Source organism: Streptomyces sp. NPDC047130 (assembly GCF_040643475.1).
In the GTDB taxonomy this organism is placed as follows: domain Bacteria; phylum Actinomycetota; class Actinomycetes; order Streptomycetales; family Streptomycetaceae; genus Streptomyces.
The window spans coordinates 60166-76294 of sequence record NZ_JBEYUK010000023.1; the positions used below are offsets into that span (position 1 = coordinate 60166).

The window sequence follows — 16129 nt, forward strand, 5'->3', positions numbered from 1 at the left end:
CACCTCTTCCTGCTCGGCCCGACGCTCCACCGCCGCACGAACGGTTCTGTTTTCCCCCCGAATGCAGCCATATGACGCGGAATCGAATGGAGCTCCCGATTCCGTACAACTCAATGGATATGGTTGCGAACATGATGAAGGCACATCCTCGGATCAGTAAGGCTGTCATCCCGGCGGCCGGTCTCGGCACGCGGTTCCTGCCGGCCACCAAGGCGACGCCCAAGGAGATGCTCCCGGTCGTCGACAAGCCGGCGATCCAGTACGTCGTCGAGGAGGCCGTCCAGGCCAGCCTGCGGGACGTGCTGATGGTCACCGGCCGCAACAAACGCCCGCTCGAGGACCACTTCGACCGCAACTACGAACTCGAGAACGCCCTCGAACGCAAGGGCGACAGTGACCGGCTGGCCCGTGTGCAGGAGCCCACGGACCTCGCCACCATCCACTACGTCCGCCAGGGCGACCCCCGCGGTCTCGGCCACGCCGTGCTCTGCGCCGCCCCGCACGTCGGTGACGAGCCGTTCGCCGTGCTCCTCGGCGACGACCTCATCGACCCGCGCGACCCGCTGCTGGCCCGCATGATCGACGTGCAGGCGGAGTACGGCGGCAGCGTGATCGCGCTGATGGAGGTCGACCCGGCCCAGATCCACCTCTACGGCTGCGCCGCCGTCGAGTACACCAAGGACGCCGACGTGACGCGGGTGACCGGCCTGGTCGAGAAGCCGGACCCGACCGACGCGCCCTCCGCCTACGCCGTCATCGGCCGGTACGTGCTCGACCCGGGCATCTTCGAGGTGCTGCGCCGCACCGAGCCCGGCCGCGGCGGGGAGATCCAGCTGACCGACGCCCTCCAGCACCTGGCGGCCGACGAGTCCATCGCCGGCCCCGTCCACGGCGTCGTCTTCAAGGGCCGCCGCTATGACACCGGCGACCGTGGCGACTATCTGCGTGCGATTGTCCGACTGGCATGCGAACGTGAGGACCTGGGACCGGACTTCCGGACCTGGCTCCGCCGATTCGTAGCCGAGGAGATGTAACGGACTTGAGCACCACCGCGCCCCGCAGCACCGCGTCGGACCAGGACCGCGCGCAGGCGGACCGCCTGTGGACGGTGGAGGAGCACCTCGAGGACATCCTCTCCACCGTCCGCCCCCTGGAGCCGATCGAGCTGCAACTGCTCGACGCCCAGGGCTGCGTCCTCGTCGAGGACGTGACGGTCCCGGTCGCGCTGCCGCCCTTCGACAACAGCTCGATGGACGGCTACGCGGTACGCGTCGCGGACGTCGAGGGCGCGAGCGAGGAGTTCCCCGCCGTGCTCGACGTGGTGGGGGACGTGGCGGCCGGCCAGGAGCCCGGGCTGCGGGTGGGCCCGGGGCAGGCCGCCCGCATCATGACCGGCGCGCCCCTGCCGCCCGGCGCCGAGACCGTCGTCCCCGTCGAGTGGACCGACGGAGGGCTCGGGGCCGGACCGGCCACCGGCATGCGCGCCCGCAGCCAGGCGCCCGAGGGCGCCTCCGGTCAGGTCCGGGTGCACCGGCCCGCCGAGGCCGGGGCGCACGTCCGCCGGGCCGGCAGCGACATGAAGGCCGGCGACCGCGCGCTCACCGCGGGAACCGTGCTCGGCCCGGCCCAGCTCGCCCTGCTCGCCTCCGTGGGCCGGGCGACCGCCAAGGTCCGCCCGCGCCCGCGGGTCGTGGTCCTCTCCACCGGCAGCGAACTCGTGCCGCCCGGCGAGCCGCTGAAGACCGGGCAGATCCACGACTCCAACAGCTTCGCCCTCACCGCCGCCGCCCGCGAGGCCGGCGCCATCGCCTACCGGGTGGGCGCGGTCGCCGACGACGCGGAGACCCTGCGCACCAGCGTCGACGACCAACTGGTCCGCGCCGACCTGCTGGTGACCAGCGGAGGCGTCAGCGTCGGCGCGTACGACGTGGTCAAGGAGGCGCTCACCGCGCCCGAGCCGGCGGACGGCGAGGACGACGAACCGGTCGCCCCGGGCGTCGAGTTCCGCCGCGTCGCCATGCAGCCCGGCAAGCCGCAGGGGTTCGGGCTGATCGGGCCGGACCACACGCCGGTGCTGACGCTGCCGGGCAACCCGGTGTCGTCGTTCGTCTCCTTCGAGATCTTCGTGCGGCCGGCGATCCGCGCGCTGATGGGACTGCCCGAGGACCAGCTCCACCGGCCGCGGGTCCGCGCCGCGCTGGCCGCCGACCGGGCGCTCTCCTCGCCGCGGGGCCGCCGCCAGTTCCTGCGCGGACGCGTGGACGGCGACCGGGTCACCCCGGTCGGCGGGGCCGGCTCCCACCTGGTCGGCGCGCTCGCGCAGGCCGACGCGCTGATCGTGGTACCCGAGGACGTCACCTCGGTGGAGCCCGGTGAGGACGTCGAGGTGGTCCTGCTCGGCTGACGGGCCCGTCCTGGCGGTACCGTGGCGCGCATCGCCGAACGCGGGGCACACGGCATTCCGGCCCCGAACGACCGCCCCGCACGACCGCCCTGAACGACCGCTCCGAACGACCGCCCTGAACGACGAAGGACGCCTTCCGCATGGGTACGCAGGATCGACTGACCCACATCGACGAGGCGGGCGCCGCCCGCATGGTCGACGTCTCCGGGAAGGACGTGACCGCCCGCACCGCCCGCGCGAGCGGCCGTGTCCTGGTCCACCCGCGGGTGGTGGAACTGCTGCGCGGCGAGGGCATGCCCAAGGGCGACGCCCTGGCCACCGCGCGGATCGCCGGGATCATGGGGGCCAAGAAGACCCCCGAACTGATCCCGCTCTGCCACCCGCTGGCCCTCTCCGGGGTGAAGCTGGACCTCGCCGTCGCCGACGACGCGGTGGAGATCACCGCGACGGTGCGGACCACCGACCGCACGGGCGTGGAGATGGAGGCGCTCACCGCCGTCACCGTCGCCGCGCTCACCGTGGTCGACATGGTCAAGGCGGTCGACAAGGGCGCCGTCATCACCGACGTGCGGGTCGAGGAGAAGACCGGCGGGAAGTCCGGCGAGTGGAGGCGGGCGTGACGGCGGCTCCGGAACCGGCCGGCGGGTCCGGCGCCCGCCCCCGCAGGGGCTTGGTCGTCACCGCCTCCAACCGGGCCGCGGCCGGGGTCTACGAGGACCGCGGCGGCCCGCTCCTGGCGGCCGGCCTGGAACGGCTCGGCTTCGCCGTGGACGGCCCCGTGGTGGTGCCCGACGGCGACCCGGTGGAGGCCGCGCTGCGGGACGCCGTGGCGGCCGGCTACGACGTGGTCCTCACCACCGGCGGCACCGGCGTCTCGCCCACCGACCGCACCCCCGAGGCCACCCGCCGGGTCGTCGACCACGAGGTCCCCGGCATCCCCGAGGCGATCCGCGCCCACGGCCGCGCCAAGGTGCCCACCGCCGCGCTCTCCCGGGGGATCGCGGGTGTCGCCGGCTCCACCCTGATCGTCAACCTCCCCGGGTCCACCGGAGGGGTGAAGGACGGGCTCGCCGTCCTGGGGGACCTGCTCGCGCACGCCGTGGACCAGCTCCGCGGCGGTGACCATCCGTCGTCCGGGGGTGCCAGCTGAACGGCCTGATCTGGCCCGTGGGCCTGGAGCACGGCGACGTCCGGCTGCGCCCGATGCGGATGCGCGACCAGGCCGACTGGCGCGAGGTCAACCGGCGCAACCGGGAATGGCTGCGCCGCTGGGAGGCCACCATCCCGCCGCCGCTGCCGGGCGCCCCGGCCACCCAGCGGCCCACCTTCCGGCAGATGGTCCGCCACCTGCGCTCCGAGGCCAAGGCCGGGCGGATGATGCCCTGGGTCGTCGAGTACCAGGGGCGGCTGGCCGGGCAGCTGACGGTCGGCAGCATCACCTGGGGCTCCATGTGCTCCGGGAACATCGGGTACTGGGTGGACGAGGCGGTGGCCGGCCGCGGGGTGATGCCGACGGCGGTGGCGCTCGCCGCGGACCACAGCTTCCGGACCGTGGGACTGCACCGGCTGGAGGTCTGCATTCGCCCGGAGAACGGGCCCAGCCGGCGCGTGGTGGAGAAACTCGGATTCCGCGAGGAAGGGCTGCGGCCGCGCTATCTCCACATCGACGGCGACTGGCGCGACCACCTGGTCTACGCGCTCACCGTGGAAGAGGTCCCCGAAGGGATGATGACGCGTCTGTCCAGGTTGGGCGGCCGGACGCGGTGAAGGGTACGCAGCCCGCCGGAAATTGAATAAGTGTTCGAATTTAGGCTCAAGCTGATCACGTTTGGGCGTCTGAATTCACGCTTCCGGCGGCCTGTGATCACATCGGTCGCGTAAAAGGCTCGAAATATCAGCCAGATCGTGCGACACACCGTGTGAATAGGCAGATGGCCTCACCCGAACCGCTCTACCGTGTGACTGTGAGCAGCAGCGGCCTCATCTACGCAGTCATTGTCGGGGCCTGGGCCGCCTACTTGGTGCCGATGTGGCTCCGTAGGCAGGACGAGCTGAACGAGGCCCGTCCGACGGAACGCTTCAGCACCGCCATCCGGCTGCTGTCCGGAAGGGCGGGGATGGAGCGCCGTTACGCCAAGGACCTCGCGCGCTCCGCCGACGAGGCGGAGCCCGGGCCCGACGTGGTCGACCCGGACGCCGTGACCGACTCGGTCGACGTCCGGGCCTTCGCCGTACCCCCGGACGATCCCGGGCCCGGCGGGCCGGAGCGTCGCCGCGGGGAGCCCTCCGCCTCCCGCAGGCGTCCCGGGCCGGCCGATCCGCCGGCCGGGGCGGACGCCGGGCGGCCCGGCCACCCCGAGCGGGTCGACCGGGGCGAGCGTGCGGACCGGGCGGACCGGGCGGACCGGGCCGGACGGGTCGCCGCCGAACGGGACGCGGAGGTCGTGCGGGCGCGGGTCGCGCGCACCAGGGTGCTGGCCCGCAGACGCCGCACCATCACCTTGCTCTTCCTGGCCTTCACCGTCGGCGCGGTGGCCGCCGCGGTCGGCGGAGTGGCGTTCCTCTGGGCGCCCGCCGCGCCGGCCGTGCTGCTCAGCGTCTACATCGCCTACCTGCGCACGCAGGAACGCCGCCGCTTCGCCTACCGCATGGACCGCGGTCAGGCCGAGGAGGCGGCGCGGCGCGTCCGGGAGCGGGGCCGTGAGCGGGACCGGGAGCGCGGCGGCCGCCGTCGCCCCCGCCCCTCCGCGGAACCGGCCACCGACGGGCGCACCGAACGGATCGGCCGGGGCCCCCGGACCGGTGCCGAGCGGGCCGTCGTCCGGCCGGGCGAGGCCCCGCGGGCGCCGCGGGAACAGCGGGAGCCGCGGGAGCCGGAGGGTCACGACCCGGGCCCCGCCACGCTCTCCTCCCTCGCCGCCGACCGGCTGGCCCTGATCGAGCAGACCGACCACGCCGAGTGGGTCGACCAGCAGCGCGAGCCGGAGCGGGAGGAGGGGCCGGCCGACGGCTGGGAGCCGGTGCCGGTCCCGCTGCCGACCTATGTCACCGCCCCCGTGGCCCCGCGGGCCACCTCCGACCTCGACCTCACGGACGACGCGTGGAGCTCGGCGCGCGCCGCGCTCGACCCGGACCGGCACGAGCGGCCCGCCGCGCCGGAGGAGTCCGCGGCGCCCGCCGAGGCGGCCGGTCCGCCCCCGGCCCAGCCGGAGCCCCGTGGCCGGTCCGGCGCCCGCCGCGGCCGGGGCCGGGGCCGCACCCCGCTCTTCGACCAGTACGCCGAGTCGGACCGGGACCGGCCGCGGGCGGCCAACGAGTAGAGGGGGCGTCCGGAGGTGGCGTCCGGCCTGCGGGTATCGCCCCGGGACGAAATTGCCAAGCACCCGGATGGGGATGCTAGAGTTTCACTCGTTGCAAGGGCCTGTGGCGCAGTCCGGTAGCGCACCTCGTTCGCATCGAGGGGGCCAGGGGTTCAAATCCCCTCAGGTCCACTGCACGACAAGATCCCGCCGATCTCACGATCGGACGGGATCTTCGTCGTTTCCGACGCGATGTCAGACGGAGTGGACGCCGGAGCGGAAGCCGGAGTGGAGAGAGGCCCCGATCCGCCGCCGGGCGGGGGATCGGGGCCTCACCGGTCTTCGGCCGGGTTCAGAGCTGCTTGGACATGCAGATGCTGTTCTCGTGGAAGCGGTAGTAGCCGAACTTCCGGCAGCGGTCGTAGCCGGAGGAGGCGTAGAGGGCGACGGCCTCCGGCTGCTGGTCGCCGGTCTCCAGGACCATGCGGGTGCGGCCGGCGGCGCGGGCGTCCTCCTCGAGCATCGCGAGGATGCGGCGGGCCAGGCCCCGGCCGCGGCACTGCTCGATCACGAACATCCGCTTCAGTTCCGCGTCGCCGTCCTCGTTGCCCTCGCCGTTCTCGTCCTGGGCGCGCCAGCCGCCGGTGGCCACCGGGCGGTCGCGGTCGTCGTAGGCGATCAGGAAGAGGCCGTGCGGCGGGCGGAAGTCCTCGGGGTGGAGCACGGTGGCGTCGCCGCCGTCGCCGTAGCGGCGCTGGTACTCGGCCTGGACCTCGTCGTTCAGCTTCACGGCGTCGGGGTGGTCGAAGGGGACGCTGCGGATGTTCATGGACACGGATCGTACTTTCGTGCGGGAGGGCCGGGGGCCGGGCGAACGGGTGGGCGGGTCTCGTCCAGTGTGCCGGTATTGTGCTCCGGTGCTCACCGTGACCTCCGTCAATGTCAATGGACTCCGTGCCGCCGCGAAGAAGGGCTTCGTCGAGTGGCTCGCGGAGACCTCCGCCGATGTGCTGTGCCTCCAGGAGGTGCGGGCCGAGCCGGAACAGCTCCCGCAGGCCGCCGGGGCGCCGGAGGGCTGGCACGTCGTCCACGCGCCGGCTGCCGCCAAGGGCCGGGCGGGGGTCTCGCTCTACACCCGGCGTGAGCCGGACGCCGTGCGGACCGGGTTCGGGTCGGCGGAGTTCGACGGCAGCGGGCGGTACGTGGAGGCCGACCTGCCCGGCGTGACGGTCGCCAGCCTCTACCTGCCCTCCGGCGAGGTCGGCACGGAGCGGCAGGAGGAGAAGTACCGCTTCATGGACGCGTTCCTCCCCTACCTGAAGGCCCTGCGGGAGCGCGCGGCGGCCGACGGGCGGGAGGTGCTGGTCTGCGGGGACTGGAACATCGCCCACGAGGAGGCGGACCTCAGGAACTGGCGGGCCAACCGGAAGAACTCCGGCTTCCTCCCCGAGGAGCGCGAGTGGCTGACGCGGGTGCTGTCCGCGGGCGACGGCGGGTACGTCGACGTGATCCGCGCGCTGCACCCGGACATGGAGGGCCCGTACTCCTGGTGGTCCTACCGGGGTCGCGCCTTCGACAACGACTCCGGGTGGCGGATCGACCTGCACGCGGCGACCAAGGGGCTCGCCGACCGGGCCGTCTCGGGCCGCGTCGAGCGGGCCGCCACCCATGCCGAGCGCTGGTCGGACCACGCGCCGGTCACGGTGGTCTACGACCTCTGAGCGGGGTCCCGCGACCTCGGTGCGGTGGCCTGCGGCCTCGGTGCGGTGGCCCGCGACCTCTGAGCGGTGGCCTGCGGCCTCGGTGCGGCGGTCAGCGGCCTATGGGCGGTGGCCTGCGGACTCTGGGCGGAGGTCCGCGGACTCTGGGCGGAGGTGCGCGGCCTCCGAGCAGCCCGAAGGGCGCCCCTCGGTGAGGGGCGCCCTCGGTGCACGGCGGGCCGTGCGAGCCGGGCCAGGGGCCGGGCGGGCGACGCGTCAGATCGTGTCCTCGTCGTAGACGTCCTCGTTCGACGAGGAGCGGCGCGAGCGGTCGCCCTCGCGCTCCGGGGAGCGGCGGGACGAGCGGTCGGCCACGTCGTCCCGCTTCTGGCCGACGCGCTGGTCGGCCTCCCGCTGGAGACGCTCGGCCTTGTCCTGGAACTGGTCCTTGAGGCCCATGTGTGTTCACTCCCAAGAGTGGTGAGGGGATCGGGGCCCGACCAGCGTGACACGCCCGCGCACGCACCGCATTTCGATCATCACGCGCTGTGCCGGCCGGTCCGTTCCTGCTGGTCGGCGGCGCCTCCGGCGCCCACCAGGCCGGTGCCGACCTCGTCCAGACGGTCGTCGAAGCGGCGCACCTCGCGCGGCCCGATCGTGCCGATCAGGGTGGGCAGCGCGCCGCGGATCGACTGCATGCCGCGCAGCCACCACTGGGCGTAGATGTGCGCCGAGCGCCGCTCGATGCCGTCCACCAGCCGGTCCACGGCCGGGCCCAGCGGGTAGGTCTTGTTGGTCGGCCACGGCAGCCGCTTGCGCAGCTCGCGCATCACGTCGTCCTGGTCGGCGCCGCGGACCATGTCGGTGTCGGTCCACGACAGGTAGCCGACGCCCACGGCCACGCCCTTGTGGCCGACCTCGCCGCGCAGGCAGTGCGCGTACGCCTCGACGCCCGACTTGGAGGCGCAGTAGGCCGACATCATCGGCGCCGGGGTGAGGGCGGCGAGCGAGGCTATCTGCAGCAGGTAGCCGCGGGTCTCCACCAGCGCGGGCAGGAAGGCCCGGGCGGTGACCGCCGAGCCGATCAGGTTGACCTCGATGACCCGGCGCCAGGCGGCCGGGTCGGAGTGCATCAGCGGGCCGCCGGTGGCGACGCCCGCGTTGGCGATCACGATGTCCACCCGGCCGAACCGCTCCTTGACCTCGGCCGCCACCTGGTTCATGGCGTCCTGGTCGGTGACGTCGGCGTGCCACCAGTCGCTCTCGGCGTACAGGCGCGAGGAGACCTCCTTGAGCCGCTCCGGCTCCAGGCCCACCAGCGCGACCTTCACGCCGCGCACCGACAGCTTGCGGGCCAGCAGCTCGCCGACGCCGCGCGCGGCGCCGGTGATGACGGCGACCCGTCCTTCCAGGTTGACCTTGCTCATGCGGCGCTCTCCTCGGTGTGCTCGGGCTTCTCGCCGGCCGTGGCGCCGGGCGTGAGGTAGGCGGCGGCCAGGGCGCGGATGCGCTCGGTGACCAGGTCCGGCGCCTCGACGGGGGTCATGTGGCCGAGGCCCGGGAGTTCCGTCACGCCCAGGCAGTGGGGCAGTTCCTGGGCGAGGGTACGGGCGTGCACCGGCGGTGTCAGCCGGTCCCCGGTGCCCACGATCACCTCGGTGGGGACCTGCAACCGCCGCGCGCCCTCGGTGAGTTCGAGGGAGGCCAGGACGTGGGACCAGGCGTGCCGGGCCTTGGTGGGGCAGGCGTGCACCACACGGGCGCAGGCCTCCACCATCTGCGGCGTCGAACCGGCGCCCATGGTCCCGTACTTGAGGATCCTGCGGCTGAACGCCGTGGGGCGGCCGCCGATCGGCAGCGGGGAGCCCAGGATCTGCCCGGTCAGCCAGGTGCGGACCGCGCCGCGCCGCATCGGGACCACCGTCGACTCGGGGACGAGGACGGAGGCGCCGGTGGAGCAGAGCAGCACGGCCGCGGCGTGCTCCCGGAAGCCGGGGCGTCCGGAGGCCGCCATGACGGTCATGCCGCCCATGGAGTGGCCCGCGATCACCGCCTTCTCGCCGGGGGCGAGGGTGGCGGCGAGGACCGCCTCGAGGTCGTCGGCGAGCTGCTCGGTGCCCACGGGGGCGTGCAGCGCGCTCGCGCCGTGACCGCGCTGGTCGTAGGCGACGACCCGGAAGCGGCCGGACAGGTCGCGGATCTGCGCCGCCCAGAAGGCGACGGAGCAGGTCCAGCCGTGGGCCAGCACCACGGCGGGCGCGTCCTCGGGGCCGTGGACCTGGACGGCGACGCGGGCGCCGTCCGCGGAGAGGGCAATCAGTTCACGGGTGGGCGCGGGGGGCTCGTAGCGGCCCAGGCCGGTGCGGGTGCCGCTCATGCCGCGGCCTCCACGGTGGCGGAGTCCGGGTCGGTGTGCGCGGTGGCGGGCTCGGGGCGGATCACGTCGTACTCCAGCAGGTCGACCCGGCGGGTGGCCCTGCGGAACTCGGAGGTGGTGCCCGGCCAGACGGTGGTGTTGCGGCCGTTCGCGTCCAGGTACCAGCTGGTGCAGCCGCCGGTGTTCCACACGGTCCGCTTCATCCGCTCCTGGACCCGGTCGGTCCAGGCGTCCTGCGCCGCGGGCCGGACGTCCAGCGCGGCCCGGCCGCCGAGGGTGTCCAGCTGCCGCAGGTAGTCGGCGAGGTAGTTCAGCTGGGCCTCGATCATCAGGATCATCGAGGAGTTGCCGAGGCCGGTGTTGGGCCCGATGACCAGCAGGAAGTTCGGGAAGCCGGCCGTGGTGGTGCCGCGCAGGCCCGCCATGCCGTCCTTCCAGGTCTCCGCCAGGGTCCGCCCGTCGGCGCCCACCGCGCGCTCGGCGATCGGCATGTCGGTGACGTGGAAGCCGGTGCCGAAGACGATCGCGTCGACCTCGGTCCCGGTGCCGTCGGAGGCCACCAGCGTGGAGCCCCTGATCTCGGCCAGACCGCTCGCCACCACGTCCACATTCGGCTGCGCCAGCGCCGGGTAGTAGGTGTTGGAGAGCAGGATGCGCTTGCAGCCGATCCGGTAGTCGGGGGTCAGCTTGCGGCGCAGCGCCGGGTCCTTGATCGCCCGGTGCATGTTGGCCTTCGCCAGCTTCTCGACCACGCCCAGCATGTCGGGGTGCTTGGTGAACGCCTGGACCTGGAGCTCGCGGATGCCCCACAGGACGCCGCGGCGCATCTTGGTGGTGAGCGGCACGGCGCGGTGGATGCCGCGCTCCAGCCCGCCGATCGGACGGTCCGCGCGGGGCATCACCCACGGGGGCGTGCGCTGCACGACGGTCAGCCGGCCGACCTTCGGCTGGATCGCGGGCACGATCTGGATCGCCGAGGCGCCGGTGCCGACCATGGCGACGCGCTTGCCGGTGAGGTCGTAGTCGTGGTCCCACCGCGCGGAGTGGAAGACCTTCCCCGGGAAGGAGTCGATGCCGGGGACGTCCGGCAGCTTGGGGTCGGAGAGCGGGCCGGTGGCGTTGACCACGACGTCCGCGGTGAGGGTGCCGGACCGGGTCTCGATCACCCAGCGCAGGTCCTGCTTGTCCCAGGTCATCCGCTCGACCTCGGAGTCGAAGCGGATGTGCGGCCGCAGGCCGAACGTGTCGGCGACGTTCTCCAGGTAGGCGTGGATGTGCTGCTGGCCGGAGAAGGCGCGCGGCCAGTCCGGGTTCGGGGCGAAGGAGAACGAGTAGAGGTGCGAGGGCACGTCGCAGGCGCACCCCGGGTAGCTGTTGTCGCGCCAGGTGCCGCCGATGGCGGAGGCGCGTTCCAGCACGACGAAGTCGGTGATGCCCTCCCGCCGTAGCCGGACCGCGGCGCCGAGGCCGCCGAAGCCGGCTCCGATCACCGCCACCCGTACGTGCTCGTGCTCGTAGTCGGCCATTGCGCCGCCTCCCGCGCTCTGTCTGGTCGTTGCCTGGGCCGTGCGAACCTTGCCAGTGTTCACTGGCACTGTTCTGTTCGGAGCGTAGGGCAGGGGCGTACTGATGGGTAGGGGTCGGGGCGAGGAAAGTTACCGGCGGTACGGCCTAGGGTGATCGGCGTGACGGACGAGGCGGCGACGGCGGCAGCACACGACGAAAGCCCGGGCGGCGACGGTGGCGGCAGCGGCCACGGGGGCGGCGGCCACGGCGACAGTGGCAGTGGCGGCGGGCGGGAGTACCGTGCCGAGGAGCTGGCGCGGCTGGCCGGCATCACCACCCGCACCCTGCGCTTCTACCGCGAACGCAAGCTGCTGGCCCCGCCGCGGCGGGAGGGGCGGATCGCCTGGTACGACGAACGCCACCTGGCGCGGCTGCGGACCATCGCCGCGCTGCTGGAACGGGGGCACACGCTGAGCGGCATCGCCGAGCTGGCGGACGCCTTCGAACACGGCCGGGGCGTCGGGGAGTTGCTGGGGGTGGCCCCCACGGAGGAGACCCCGGTGCGGCTCTCGCCGGAGGAACTGGCGGAGCGGTTCGCGGGGGAGGTGACGCCCGAGAACCTGGTGGCCGCGATGGAGCTCGGCTATGTCGCCGTGGACGGCGAGGAGTTCGTGCACATCAGCCGGAACCTGCTGGACGTGTCGTCGGCGCTGGTGCGCGAGGGGATCCCGCTGGGGGCGGTGCTGGAGGCGGGGCGGCGGGTGCGGGAGCACGCGGACGCGATCGCGGACCTCTTCGCGGAGCTGGTGGCCGCGCACGCCCCGGCCGAGGAGGCGCACCGCCTGCGTCCGCTGGCCCGCAGCGTGGTCCAGGCGGAACTCTCCCTCGCCCTGGACCGGCGGTTGCGCAAGGGGTGAAGCGGGTAACTCCCCGAGCGTCGTCCCGTGTTGCCGCGCCATGACACACACACGCGCGAGCGCTGTCCGCAGGGGCGCAGGGTCGCAGCGGCCCAGGGGGAACAGGGGAGGGGCGGGGAGTGTCCGAAGGGGAGCAGGAGCAGCGGGAGAAGGCGGTGGGGACCGCCTGGCGGCTGCACGCGACGCTGGCGGAGTGGACCAGGACGATCGATGCGAAGGCGTCCTTCGCCCTGGCCCTCGAGTCGGCCGCGCTGGCCGGCGTGGCCACCTTGCGAGGGGACGGACGGGTGCTGGGTGACATCTCCGGCGCAGGACCCATGGTGCTGCTGTGGGCGGGGGCGGTGGTGCTGGGGCTCTCCGCGGTCCTCGCCGTCGCGGCAGTGGTCCCGCGCCAGGACACGACGGAGGCGTCGGCGGCCAGGCCGGGAGAGATCGTCTACTACGGTCACCTGCGGCACTGGGAGCCGGAGGCGCTCGTCGACCAGCTGGTTCAGCAGGATCCGCTTCCGGCGCTCTCCCGGCAACTGGTCCGGATGAGCACCATCCTGTGGAGGAAGCAGCGGCTCGTCCGCCTGTCGCTGGCCGCGGCCGTGACCGGTGCCCTGGTGATCACGACGGCGGCCCTCACCGGATGATGTGCCGTCCGGCCGGCCGAAGCGCGGCGCGGAGGGCGACAAGGAGGGTTCCACGGGAGGGAACGGATGATGGCGCGACCGGCGGTCGTCGAACTCGGGGGCCGAGGCGGGAGGACCGCCTTCTGGGGTCTCCTCGACGCCCCGGCACGCAAGGCGCTCGCCGAGGCCGGACAGGAGGCCGTCTACCCGGCTCTCGCTCAGTTGGTCCGGCAGCACGACCTGACGGATCACCTTCTGGTGGTGCTCGGAGGCTGCGTGCGGGTGAGCACGGTGTCCGCCGGCGGCTACCAGGCGGTGCTCGCTCTTCGCGGACCTGGCGACCTGCTGGGCGAACAGTCCGGGCTGGACGGCCGTGCCCGGTCCGCCACGCTCACGGCGCTCACCCCCGTCCACGCGCTCCGGCTGCCCGCCGACGTGTTCTCGGACGTCGCCCAGGGGCACCCGTGCGTCTCCCGGGCGGTCAACCGGGTGCTGTCCGTCCGCCTCCGGGAGGCGGACCGTCACCGCACCGCGGCCGGCGCGGACTCCAGCGCGGCACGGCTGGCCGGGCTGCTCCTCGAACTCGCCGTTCTGCACGGCCGTCGAGGGGCGTCGGGGGAGACCGAGATAGGCCTCCCCCTCTCCCAGGACGATCTCGCCGGGCTGGTCCTGGGGTCCCGCCGGACCGTCAGCCGGCTGCTGGAGCAGTGGCGGCGCGAAGGCTGGGTCACCACCGGACGGAACCGGATCGTCCTGCACGACCCGGACGCCCTCAAGCGCGTGGGCGAGGACGGGGGCGGTCGCTGAGGCCGGCGGCGGACGTCCCCGTCGGCCCTCAGAGGTCGGACCACTCCAGGCCGGACATCGACGCCCCGTGCTCGGCGGCGAGCGGGTTCCACGCGGCCACGAAGTCCCTCTTGGCCTCTGTCGCCCGCCTGTTCGCCTCCTCGGCCTCCGCCGAGGCTCCCGCCGCGGCCACCCGTGAGGGCGAACAGGATCCCGAGACCTCGTCGACGACCTCGACGTAGGCGAGGTCCGCGTCCTCGGAGGCGTCCCAGGCGTTCCGCAGATCGCTCACCAGACCCTCAGGGAGGGCGTCCAGGTCCAGTCCCGAGAGCTGGTCCAGCAGGGCGGCCCGGGTATCGGCGGCGTCCTGGAAGACTTCGCGGGCGGAGGACAGGTCGTGGCACGCGTGCAGCGCCTCGACGGCCCCCTGCACGCTCTGCCGCCGCCCGGAATTCTCCGCCAGGAGGGAGTCCAGACGCTCCGCCTGTCCCTGCTCGGCAGAAGTGCCGGAGGAGGTGTCGGAGGAGGAGCCGCCCCCGCCGGTCGTGTCCGTGCCACCCGGTCCTGTCGCCCCCGTGCCGGTGCCGGCCGTCACGCCGGACGATCCGGACGAAGCCTGGGTGGCGTCGCCCGTGCCGTTGAGCTGGGCGAAGAGGAAGACCACCACGGCGATCAGGCCCACGAGGAGTCCCGGACCGCGGAGGCCGCGCCCGGTCGTCGGCGTCGGGGTGAGGTGTGGTGCCGGCTGGGCCGCCCGCGGGGGTGGGACGGCCCCGCCCGCCCGCGGCCGTGCACCGGGCGGCGGAGGTGCGGCGGTGGACACCGGCGTGGACGCGTTCACGGGGGCCGGCCCGGGCGGGGTCCGGGGGGTGGCGGGCCGGGGCCACTCGTCGGGCGCGGTCTCCGCCGCGTGCCGCAGGGGGTCCAGCCACCTGGACATCACCGGCCGGTCCGCCGGGCCCGACTCCAGGGTGGCCCGGGCCACTTCGGCGACGTCGGGGGCCAGGGCGCGCAAGGGGGCGAGGTCCGTGCCCCGCTGATCGCGGATGAACAGCCGTGCCGCCAGCAGGGCGAACTTGTAGGCGTCGCCCGCCGTGGTCATGGGCCGCTCACGGTGGGGCAGTTGCCACTGGTCCGTGTGCACGGGCGGCAGCGCCCAGGTGCCGGACACTCCCATGGAGTCGCAGTCGATGAAGAAGCAGCGGGGTCGGTCCCCGGTGAAGGTGAAGAGCAGGTTCTTCGGGGAAAGGTCGCCGACCACCACCCCGAGCCGGTGCAGGCGGTGGACCTTCGTCGCGACGTCCGCCAGCAGACCGAACAGCCGGCGCGGTGTGACCTCTCCCATGGCTCGGGTGATCCCGGCGGTGGCCAGGTACGACGGCGGGTTGAGAAGGTACTGGACGCCGGTGGTGGACCGTTGGCCCAGCAGCTCGGCGAAGAACTCCTCGGGGATCCGTCGCATCAGCAGGCCGGAGACCGTGCCGTCCCTGGTCACGAGTCCGGCCGGCCAGCAGCTGTTCTCCGCCAGCCAGAGGCCGTCGGCCGGGGCCAGCCGGGGGACGAAGGCGACGAGGGACTCCAGGGCCTCCACCTCGAGCCGGGCGAGGGCGTCGGCCTGGTACTCCTTGTACACCACGGGCCACCGCCCATTGATCTTCCGGTCCTCCACCGCCCATACGGTTCCCTGCCCGCCCTTGCCGATTTCGGCGCCCAGGCGCAGGGACGCGTACGGCACCCGGGGAACGCTGTATCCGCTCATGAGAGTCCTTCCGCGAGCCGGTGGCGGGGCCAGACGGCCAGCAGCGTCCGGTCGTCGTCGAAGGTCTCCTTGGAGAAGTCGAGGAGATCGGCGAGGACGACCGGGCGTGCGGGAGGTTCCTCCAGGAGCCGGAAGAGCTCGCCGACCCGGCCGGTTCCCGGGCCCAGGGGGACCCCGAAACCGTCCGTGCCGATCAGCAGAGCGGCGCGCGGTGGCAGCCGGAACGACACGGGTTCCACCGGGTCCGGGTACCAGGGGAGCGGACGGACGTGTGAGGTGGAGATCAACTCGTCCTCCTCCTGCCCGTCCCGGAACAGTTCACGGAAGCGCCCTTCCTCCAGGGCCCAGGCCGACGAGTCGCCGACACGGACCAGCCGCCCCCGCAGGCCGCCCTCACCGTCCGCCCGCGCGATGCCGGCGACGAGCGTGGTGGCCAGATCCCGGTTGGCCGCCTGACGGGCCGCGGCCATCTCCTCCCTGCCGCCGGGCTGTCGCCCGCCGGTGATACGCATCGTCAGCTGGAAGGAAGCCGCCGCCAGGACCCGGGACCAGTCCGGATCGGAGCGGCCCAGTTCCAGCTGGGCCAGCAGGTCGTTGACCGCCGTACGGCAGGCCAGCGTGGAACCGACGTGGGACGTGACCGCGGAGGAGACTCCGTCCGCGACGGCGTAGACGAGCGTGCCCGTCCTCGGGTGCCAGGTGACGACGGCGTCGTCCTGACGCGGGACCCCCGAGTAGCGGTGGGCGTCGCCGCGGACCGAGGCCAC

Annotated in this window: 17 protein-coding genes and 1 tRNA gene; 11 read left to right on the plus strand and 7 right to left on the minus strand. The window is 73.6% G+C overall.

Going from position 1 to position 16129, the window contains the following annotated elements:
* Positions 1–131 precede the first annotated feature (131 nt).
* The 7 genes from galU (at position 132) to ABZ836_RS23990 (ending at position 5895) form a co-directional block, all read left to right on the plus strand.
* Positions 132–1034, plus strand: a complete 903-nt coding sequence (gene galU / locus ABZ836_RS23960) for a UTP--glucose-1-phosphate uridylyltransferase GalU (protein WP_356129842.1) — start codon at positions 132–134, stop codon at positions 1032–1034.
* Positions 1035–1039: 5 nt separating this feature from the next.
* Positions 1040–2404 (plus strand): gephyrin-like molybdotransferase Glp, encoded by a 1365-nt coding sequence (gene glp / locus ABZ836_RS23965; protein WP_361145242.1) that lies wholly within the window; start codon positions 1040–1042, stop codon positions 2402–2404.
* Positions 2405–2544: 140 nt separating this feature from the next.
* Positions 2545–3024, plus strand: a complete 480-nt coding sequence (gene moaC, locus ABZ836_RS23970; RefSeq protein WP_356129838.1) for a cyclic pyranopterin monophosphate synthase MoaC — start codon at positions 2545–2547, stop codon at positions 3022–3024.
* Entirely contained in the window at positions 3021–3554 is a 534-nt protein-coding gene (locus ABZ836_RS23975) for a MogA/MoaB family molybdenum cofactor biosynthesis protein (RefSeq protein ID WP_361145245.1), read from the plus strand. Before moaC ends, ABZ836_RS23975 begins: the two co-directional genes overlap by 4 nt.
* 8 nt (positions 3555–3562) lie before the next feature.
* A complete protein-coding gene (locus tag ABZ836_RS23980; protein ID WP_356130267.1) occupies positions 3563–4171 on the plus strand; it encodes a GNAT family protein in 609 nt (202 codons plus the stop codon).
* A gap of 197 nt (positions 4172–4368) precedes the next feature.
* A complete protein-coding gene (locus ABZ836_RS23985; RefSeq protein ID WP_361145248.1) occupies positions 4369–5724 on the plus strand; it encodes a hypothetical protein in 1356 nt (451 codons plus the stop codon).
* 97 nt (positions 5725–5821) lie between these two features.
* A tRNA-Ala gene (locus ABZ836_RS23990) sits at positions 5822–5895 on the plus strand.
* Positions 5896–6055: 160 nt separating this feature from the next.
* Here ABZ836_RS23990 and ABZ836_RS23995 read toward each other — a convergent pair.
* Positions 6056–6532 (minus strand): GNAT family N-acetyltransferase, encoded by a 477-nt coding sequence (locus tag ABZ836_RS23995; RefSeq protein WP_361145251.1) that lies wholly within the window; start codon positions 6530–6532, stop codon positions 6056–6058.
* An 88-nt stretch (positions 6533–6620) separates the two neighbouring features.
* Here ABZ836_RS23995 and xth point away from each other — a divergent pair, with 88 nt between their 5' ends.
* Complete coding sequence (gene xth / locus ABZ836_RS24000; protein WP_356129830.1) at positions 6621–7424, plus strand: exodeoxyribonuclease III; 804 nt, start codon at positions 6621–6623, stop codon at positions 7422–7424.
* 255 nt (positions 7425–7679) lie between these two features.
* Here the strand turns inward: xth and ABZ836_RS24005 are convergent, their stop codons facing one another.
* The 4 genes from ABZ836_RS24005 to ABZ836_RS24020 all read right to left on the minus strand — a co-directional run bounded on the left by ABZ836_RS24005 (position 7680) and on the right by ABZ836_RS24020 (position 11306).
* On the minus strand, positions 7680–7862 hold the full coding sequence (locus ABZ836_RS24005) for a hypothetical protein (RefSeq protein WP_356129828.1): 183 nt from the start codon (positions 7860–7862) through the stop codon (positions 7680–7682).
* Between the two features lie 80 nt (positions 7863–7942).
* Positions 7943–8830 carry an SDR family oxidoreductase gene (locus tag ABZ836_RS24010; RefSeq protein ID WP_356129826.1) on the minus strand — a complete coding sequence of 296 codons (888 nt, stop codon included), beginning with the start codon at positions 8828–8830 and terminating at the stop codon, positions 7943–7945.
* Positions 8827–9780: an alpha/beta hydrolase gene (locus tag ABZ836_RS24015; RefSeq protein ID WP_361145256.1), complete on the minus strand. Its 954-nt coding sequence runs from the start codon at positions 9778–9780 to the stop codon at positions 8827–8829. The genes ABZ836_RS24010 and ABZ836_RS24015 overlap by 4 nt, the downstream gene beginning before the upstream one ends.
* Positions 9777–11306, minus strand: coding sequence for an NAD(P)/FAD-dependent oxidoreductase (locus tag ABZ836_RS24020; protein WP_356129822.1), 1530 nt, complete (start codon positions 11304–11306; stop codon positions 9777–9779). The genes ABZ836_RS24015 and ABZ836_RS24020 overlap by 4 nt, the downstream gene beginning before the upstream one ends.
* A gap of 159 nt (positions 11307–11465) precedes the next feature.
* On the opposite strand from ABZ836_RS24020, the gene ABZ836_RS24025 reads away from it, so the two are divergent.
* The 3 genes from ABZ836_RS24025 to ABZ836_RS24035 all read left to right on the plus strand — a co-directional run bounded on the left by ABZ836_RS24025 (position 11466) and on the right by ABZ836_RS24035 (position 13624).
* Entirely contained in the window at positions 11466–12203 is a 738-nt protein-coding gene (locus tag ABZ836_RS24025) for a MerR family transcriptional regulator (protein WP_361145259.1), read from the plus strand.
* A gap of 119 nt (positions 12204–12322) precedes the next feature.
* Complete coding sequence (locus ABZ836_RS24030; protein ID WP_356129820.1) at positions 12323–12838, plus strand: Pycsar system effector family protein; 516 nt, start codon at positions 12323–12325, stop codon at positions 12836–12838.
* A gap of 66 nt (positions 12839–12904) precedes the next feature.
* A complete protein-coding gene (locus ABZ836_RS24035) occupies positions 12905–13624 on the plus strand; it encodes a Crp/Fnr family transcriptional regulator (RefSeq protein WP_356129818.1) in 720 nt (239 codons plus the stop codon).
* A gap of 28 nt (positions 13625–13652) precedes the next feature.
* On the opposite strand, the gene ABZ836_RS24040 is transcribed toward ABZ836_RS24035, so the two are convergent.
* Both ABZ836_RS24040 and ABZ836_RS24045 read right to left on the minus strand, forming a co-directional pair.
* Positions 13653–15362, minus strand: a complete 1710-nt coding sequence (locus ABZ836_RS24040) for a hypothetical protein (RefSeq protein WP_361145263.1) — start codon at positions 15360–15362, stop codon at positions 13653–13655.
* A complete protein-coding gene (locus tag ABZ836_RS24045) occupies positions 15359–16129 on the minus strand; it encodes a protein phosphatase 2C domain-containing protein (protein WP_356129814.1) in 771 nt (256 codons plus the stop codon). Before ABZ836_RS24045 ends, ABZ836_RS24040 begins: the two co-directional genes overlap by 4 nt.